Genomic DNA, 7,011 nt, shown 5'->3' on the forward strand with positions numbered 1-7,011 from the left:
TCCTATCTTATTAAATTACCATTAATATAAACATTTTTAATTTTAAGATTTTTAGTATCCAAAAGAACTATATCAGCAAAGTAATTTGGACTAATAACTCCTATTTCATTTTCTAGTTTTAAGTACTTAGCAGAATTATATGAAGTTAATTTCACTGCATTTTGCATTGATACACCTATTTTAATTAAGTTTTTAAATGCATCATGAATAGTTATTCCTGAACCAGCTATTGTATTAGTTCCTTTTAGAACAATTTTTAGTTTGTTTTTAGTTACAGGGATATCTCCGGATATACTGTCTCCATTTTTTGTGTAGGCGGGTTTTATTGCATCTGATATAGCTATTATTTTGTCATAACCTTTATTTAAAAAAGTTAATTCCAATGATTCTTTTGAAACATGCAATAAATCAATAATCAATTCAGCATAACTATTATTATTTAAAAATGAACTTTGTAATAATCCTGGGTTTCTTGAATCTATTCCGCTCATAGCATTTCATAAATGACAAACAGAAAAACAACCATTTTCAAAAAATTTATCACATACTTTTAAACTAGCATTTGTATGTCCTATTGATCCAATGATATTTAATTTATTTTGTAGATATTTAAATGTTTGTATATTAACCATCAAAGGATCAAAAGAAATTTTTTTAAGTTGTTTTAAACTAGCACTATATAAAGTATTTATTTTTTGGGCATTAGATTTTTGTAAATATTCAGGTTTGTGAGCGCCTTTTTTACTTAATCCTATAAAAGGTCCTTCAATATGAATACCTAAATTTTTTGAAACTCAAACTTCATTATTTGCTATTTCTCTCAACGATTTAAGGATTACTTTTCAGTTATTTGTCATTGCAGTTGGCATAAAAGATGTTGTTCCATGTTTAGCTAGATATTTTGAAATATTTTTAACTGCTTTAGTTCCTTCCATCACATCATATCCTTTAAAACCATGGATATGAGTATCAATAAAACCAGGCACAGCAATAGCATTTGCTTTATTGTTATTTCTTATTATCTGGGTTATTTTATCATCTTGGATGTATATATCTGCACATTCTATAATTTCATTATAATTTATAATTTTGACATTTTTAATAATATTCATTATTCAATTAATTCCCTTAGATTATAATTATACTTTTTTAGTAACTTTTGTGCTGTTATTTTGTCAACTTTTTTTAAATACATAACAGCACTAAGTTTAATATTTTGATTTCCTTCATTATATAAATTTAAAGCATCATTATAATTTAAGTTTGTTATTTCAGATAAAATTTGAATACTTCTTTTAACTAATTTTTCATTAATTGGAGTTAAATCAATCATATAATTGTTATATACTTTACCTAATTTAATTGCTGTCATGCTAGAAATTGTGTTTAAGACAATTTTTTGTAAAGTACCAGCTTTTAATCTAGTAGAACCGTCAATTATTTCACTTCCTGTGTTTCCATATAAAATAATATCTGTATTTTCAAAACAAATACCATCAGTTTGATTTGTTAATAAAGCTGTTTTAGCGTTTTTTTGTTTAGCATAAACAAAAAAACCATTCACATATTTTGTATTACCAGAAGCAGATAATCCAATAATTAAATCATTTTCGTTGATGTTATTATTTTGTGCATCAGCCATCCCTAAATTAAAATTATCTTCATATCCTTCTAGTGATTTTAATATAGCTTGGTATCCACCTGCCATACTATATTTAAATCAATTATCTTCCCCAAAAGTAGGAAGAATATCAAGTGCATCAACCATCCCTATTCTTCCGCTACTTCCAGCACCTACATAAAATATTCTTCCACCTTTTTTTATTGAATCAACGCATTTATTTACTACATTGATAATTTCATTACTCATATTTTTATAAGCAATATCTACATCAATAAGTGAATGGTCAAAGATATTAATTAATTCAGAGTCAGACAAAGTGTCTAATTTCTTATTTTGCATTATACCTCCTTGAATAAACTAATTTTATTATTAACTAACTTAAACAATAAAATATGCAAAAATATTGCATATTTTTAAATTAAAATAACATTTTTAGTTTTTTAGTAGAACTTTTTTGCATATATGTATTTTTTTCTATTATTAGTTTAACATTTATTATGTGTGGAAAACGCACAAGAAAGGTGTAGTGTTTTATAATGAACAAAATTAATATTTTTTTCAAAAACTTAATTTCTAAACTACATTGGTCTCAATATATTTACATTGCATTATGATTTTTATTTTCAGTAATGCTTGTGATATTAGTTGGATTATTAGGTGGTTTAAAAGTTGATGGACAAAATCTAACAAAAGTTGCACACTCAAATATTATTAGTATTTTCTCCTTCTTTTTCTTATTAGTATTTTTTGGTGCAATTATAACTACAGTTATTATTCATGGTTTTGTGATTAAGAAAGCAAAAATGAATTGAATTTCTAAATCAGGTGGTAAAAAATAATGCAAACTATAACAAAAAAATCAAACAATCTTACCTTCATGAAGAAAATGATGGAAAAATTAAGCAGAATAGGTGCTGCATTAATGTTTCCAATAGCTGTTTTACCAGTTGCTGCTATTTTATTGAGAATAGGAGCAGAAATACCAACTGAAACAGCTTTTGCAAAATTTGTGAATGCCTTGTTTTTAAAAACAGGTGGAGCAATTTTTGATAATTTACATATTTTATTTGCCATTGGTGTTTCTTTTGCTTTTACAAAAGATAAGCGAGGAGAATCAGCATTTGCTGGATTTATCTCGATTATTATAATGTCAAGTTTATTACCAACTTTAGTAGATATTTTATATGCTAAAGTAAATTTAGGTAATGGTGTTCAAGGTTTTTCAACCTTATTTGGTTCAAAATTTAATTCAGTTTTTGGATCAAATGTTTTAAATGGAATGATAATTGGTTCATTTATTGCATATGTTTATAACAGAACAACAAATGTGGAGTTACCTAAAGTATTAGGATTTTTCTCAGGAAAAAGATTAATTCCTGCTTTATCAATTATTGTAACAGTTTTATTTACAATTTTTTGAGCATTTATTTTCCCCTGAATAGCTTTTGTAATCTTTAAAATTTCTGAATCAATGTCTAGTGCAGTTGCTGCACAAGAAGGACAAATTTCGTTATCAGCAAGATTTACAAGAGCAGGAATTATGGGTGGTTATGGATTTATTAATCGTTTATTAATTCCTTTTGGTTTACATCATATTCCAAATAATATTTTCTGATTTCAACTTGGTACATGACCAAGTGAAATTAAAGCAGGCGAATCAGTTAATGGTGATATATTTATTTTCTTAAATGGAGTTGCTAAAAACAACCCAGGTGGAATTTTCCAATCAGGTTTCTTTCCAATGATGATGTTTGGATTACCAGCATTAGTTGGTGCATTTATATATAAATCTGAATCTAAAGAACAAAGAATAAAAGTTATTTCCTTATTTGGTTCAGCTGCCTTAATTAGTTTCTTAACAGGAATTACTGAACCTATTGAATTTGCTTTCTTATATATTTCTCCTCTTTTATTTATTGTTCATGCTATTCTTACAGGTATATTTGCATTTATAACCGGTGTAATGGGAATTCAATTAGGATTCGGATTTTCAGCAGGATTTATGGACTTTATTTTATCAATTCCTAAATCATTAAGAATTATTAACGAATCAGGATTTACAGGGGTTGCAAGAGTATTTGCAAATCCAGGTTGAATTATAGTAGTTGGTCTTGTTTGTGGTGTTGCTTATTTCTTTGCAGGAAGTTTTATTATTAAATACTTTGATTTATCTACACCAGGAAGAAAAAATGGAATTATTTTATCTGAAGAAGAAAAGAATTCTTTCATTTCAGAAGAAGTATTAAATTCTGGATTTTCAAATAAAGCAAGACAAATTGTTGCAGGATTTGGTGGTTGAGATAATATTGTAGAATTTAATAACTGTTCAACAAGACTAAGATACATTGTTAAAGATGGTTCTAAAGTAAATGAAGAAGAACTTAAAAAAGCAGGTGTATTTGGTGTTGTAAAAGTATCTGATACCTCATATCAAGCAATAATCGGTGTAGAAGCAGAATCTATGAATAATCAAATAGTTTCCAACAAAGGTTCTGATTTAGTTTAATGTCAAAAATCTACTATCAAGTAGATTTTTTTTGATTCAAATGTTTCATATTATTAAAATTTTATTAGATTAATTAATTGTATATTTCTAGGTTTAACCAAGAAATTTTTACAACTTTTCACTCCTTTTTTTAAAATATGAAAAAAACTTCAAAATTAAGGCTTACTGTAATCTTTTAAACATAAATTTTTAATAATTTTCTTTCTTTTTTTTTTTTTTTTTGATTATCATAAATTAGAGGTAAAAATTATGCAAAACAAAATTAAAGCACACAGTTTTTCTATTTTAAAATTCTTCGAATCTTTAGAAGAAGAATCAAAATTTCTAATACCTGAATATCAAAGACCTTATTCATGGAATTTAGAAAATATAACAACCTTTTTTACAGATTTATGAGAAGCTTATGAAAATGATGTTAAAAACAAAGATAATCTAGGTTATTTCATAGGAAATACTATTGTTTTTAAAAACAATATAGGTCAATTGGAAGTAGTAGATGGTCAACAAAGAATTACAACACTTTTACTTTTATTTAGATCTATTTATTTTTTATTAGATAGTCCAGAAACTAAGTTATATGAAACAGAAGAAGTTAAAAATCTTAAAGAAAAACTTAAAAGAATATTATGAACCAAACAAAGCAGGTCAACTATATATGATAAATCCTCTTTTAAAATAGAAATCAGAGGTATAGATAATAAAAAAATTGATATCTTGAATGAAATATCTGAACAAGGCACTTGTTCAGATAAAGATAATATTTATTGTAAGAATTACAATGTTTTTATAAAACTAATTCAAGATACTTCTAAAAATAATCAAACTGGATTAATAGATTTTTATTATTATATATTAGAAGAAGTTAATATTTTAAAAATAGAAATAGATAATTTAGATACTGCTCTAACTGTCTTTCAAACAATAAATAACAGAGGATTACAATTATCAGATTCTGATATTTTTAAATCTACTATTTATAATTTAATTAATTCTGAACAAGAAAAAGAAGAATTTATAAATAATTGAAAAGAATTATCTACAGAAATAGAAGAAAACAACGAAACATTTGAAAGAATTCTAACTTATTATATGTTTTATTTAAGGTCCCAAGACAATGATATAAGTATAAGAACACCAGGTTTGAGAAGATATTTTATGCCATTATTTAAAAATAACAAAATACATTTCAATAAAATGCAAAGTGAGTTAAAACAAATTAATGACTTTTTTTCTGTTATTAATAAAAGAAATAAAATACAAGGACAAGAATGAACAGAAAACTTTGATGTCTTAAAGGAATTAGACATCATTAGTTCATATCCAAATGAGTTTTGAAAATATCCAGTAGTTTGTTATTATATGTATCATTTTAAAGATACTGATTTTATAACAAATTTTAGTGTTTTTCTTAAGAATTTATCAAGAAAATTATTACTTAAATACATTGAAATTCCCACATCAAATGCAATAAAAAGTAATGTGTTAAAGTTAAATAAAGATATTAAAAATCAACAACTATCTAATATAGATATTGAAATTTCTATAACTGATGATCAAATTAAAGAAAAAATAATCAATACACCAAATAATATAACAAGAATTATTCTAAAACTAATTGCATACAGTTCAAATAAACAAAATAAACTATTACCTCAGGATTGAGAAATAGAACATATAATTCCTCAAAGATGAACAAAAGAGAATCATATAGATAAAAATATTATTGAAATGATAGGTAATAAGTTACCATTAGAAAAAAAGATAAATGTCTTATCAAGTGATAATATACTTCAGTTTAAGTTTAATTATTATAAGAAATCTGAAATAGGTATTGTACATGATTTTATACAAGAAAATAATAACCTAAATAGTTGATATATAGAAAATGTCAAAGACAGAAGTAAAATTATTTCAGAATTTATCTATAATGAATTAACAAGTAAATTAGATATAAATAAAGGTGATAACTAATGAGAAAAACAAAAATATTTACAATTATTTTATTAATCATTTGGACTGTATTATATTATTTAATAGCAACAGATATATGACTAAGATTGGTCGGTTTAATTGAATCAAGTTTCTTAATTAATAATGATATTAAATGAATAAACTATTTATATGCTGCTTTAATAATATTGTGTATAGATATATTTTTTATGTTATTGATATTTACTATTATTCTTCGTAAGGAAGAAGATGAAAGTTGATACTTATGAACCTTTCTAATCATCTTTTCAATACCATTACTACCAATTTTAATAGTAATAGGAATAATAGTCGGAATGATTCTTGGATCTGGAAAAACAAAAAAAGAAAGAATATTAGAATTGAAAAAATCAATAAAAGATAAACAAGCAGAATTAGATAAATTAGAAAAATAATATAAAGAATTTAATCCAATCATTACACTTATTAATCAAGTGTAATGATTGGATTTTAATTATTAAGCTATTATTTATACTTCTTTTAATATAAATCAAGTTATAAGGAATTTAAGGTGTTATAATTAAATAAATAAAGGTAATTATGAAAAAAGTTTTAGTTCCAAAAGTTAGATTTAAAGGGTTTAGTAATAACTGGGAGCAAGATAACATAGGAGAAGTTTTTGAATTAACAAGAGGTGAAGTTTTATCTCAACGCAAAATAAGGAACAAAAAGATGGGTGAATATATTTATCCAGTCTTTTCTTCTCAAACATTAAATAATGGTCTTTTGGGATTTTATAATAATTTTTTATTTAAAAATAGTATAACCTGAACTACAGATGGAGCAAATGCTGGAACAGTTTTATACAGAGATGGTTTATTTTATGCTACAAATGTTTGTGGTGTTATGCTCCAAAAAACAAGTATAAAACCAAGTTCATATTTTGCACATG

At 24.6% G+C, this 7,011-nt stretch carries 7 protein-coding genes; 5 read left to right on the forward strand and 2 right to left on the reverse strand.

The window, feature by feature from the left end; genetic code table 4:
* Positions 1-2: 2 nt before the first annotated feature.
* Positions 3-1,112 carry an N-acetylglucosamine-6-phosphate deacetylase gene (locus tag T405_RS01710; protein WP_036430453.1) on the reverse strand — a complete coding sequence of 370 codons (1,110 nt, stop codon included), beginning with the start codon at positions 1,110-1,112 and terminating at the stop codon, positions 3-5.
* A complete protein-coding gene (locus T405_RS01715; protein ID WP_036430454.1) occupies positions 1,112-1,963 on the reverse strand; it encodes an N-acetylmuramic acid 6-phosphate etherase in 852 nt (283 codons plus the stop codon). Before T405_RS01715 ends, T405_RS01710 begins: the two co-directional genes overlap by 1 nt.
* Positions 1,964-2,253: 290 nt before the next feature.
* Here T405_RS01715 and T405_RS01720 point away from each other — a divergent pair, with 290 nt between their 5' ends.
* The 5 genes from T405_RS01720 to T405_RS01740 all read left to right on the forward strand — a co-directional run.
* On the forward strand, positions 2,254-2,463 hold the full coding sequence (locus T405_RS01720; protein WP_156951230.1) for a hypothetical protein: 210 nt from the start codon (positions 2,254-2,256) through the stop codon (positions 2,461-2,463).
* Positions 2,463-4,130, forward strand: coding sequence for a PTS transporter subunit EIIC (locus T405_RS01725; RefSeq protein ID WP_036430456.1), 1,668 nt, complete (start codon positions 2,463-2,465; stop codon positions 4,128-4,130). Before T405_RS01720 ends, T405_RS01725 begins: the two co-directional genes overlap by 1 nt.
* Positions 4,131-4,379: 249 nt before the next feature.
* Positions 4,380-6,101: a DUF262 domain-containing protein gene (locus T405_RS01730; protein ID WP_036430458.1), complete on the forward strand. Its 1,722-nt coding sequence runs from the start codon at positions 4,380-4,382 to the stop codon at positions 6,099-6,101.
* On the forward strand, positions 6,101-6,514 hold the full coding sequence (locus T405_RS01735; RefSeq protein WP_036430460.1) for a hypothetical protein: 414 nt from the start codon (positions 6,101-6,103) through the stop codon (positions 6,512-6,514). Before T405_RS01730 ends, T405_RS01735 begins: the two co-directional genes overlap by 1 nt.
* A 145-nt stretch (positions 6,515-6,659) precedes the next feature.
* Positions 6,660-7,011 (forward strand): restriction endonuclease subunit S (locus T405_RS01740; protein WP_198763722.1); only part of this gene is annotated, 352 nt, incomplete at its 3' end.

It is taken from the genome of Mycoplasmopsis felis ATCC 23391, from assembly GCF_000701865.1.
Lineage (GTDB): Bacteria > Bacillota_I > Bacilli_A > Mycoplasmatales > Metamycoplasmataceae > Mycoplasmopsis > Mycoplasmopsis felis.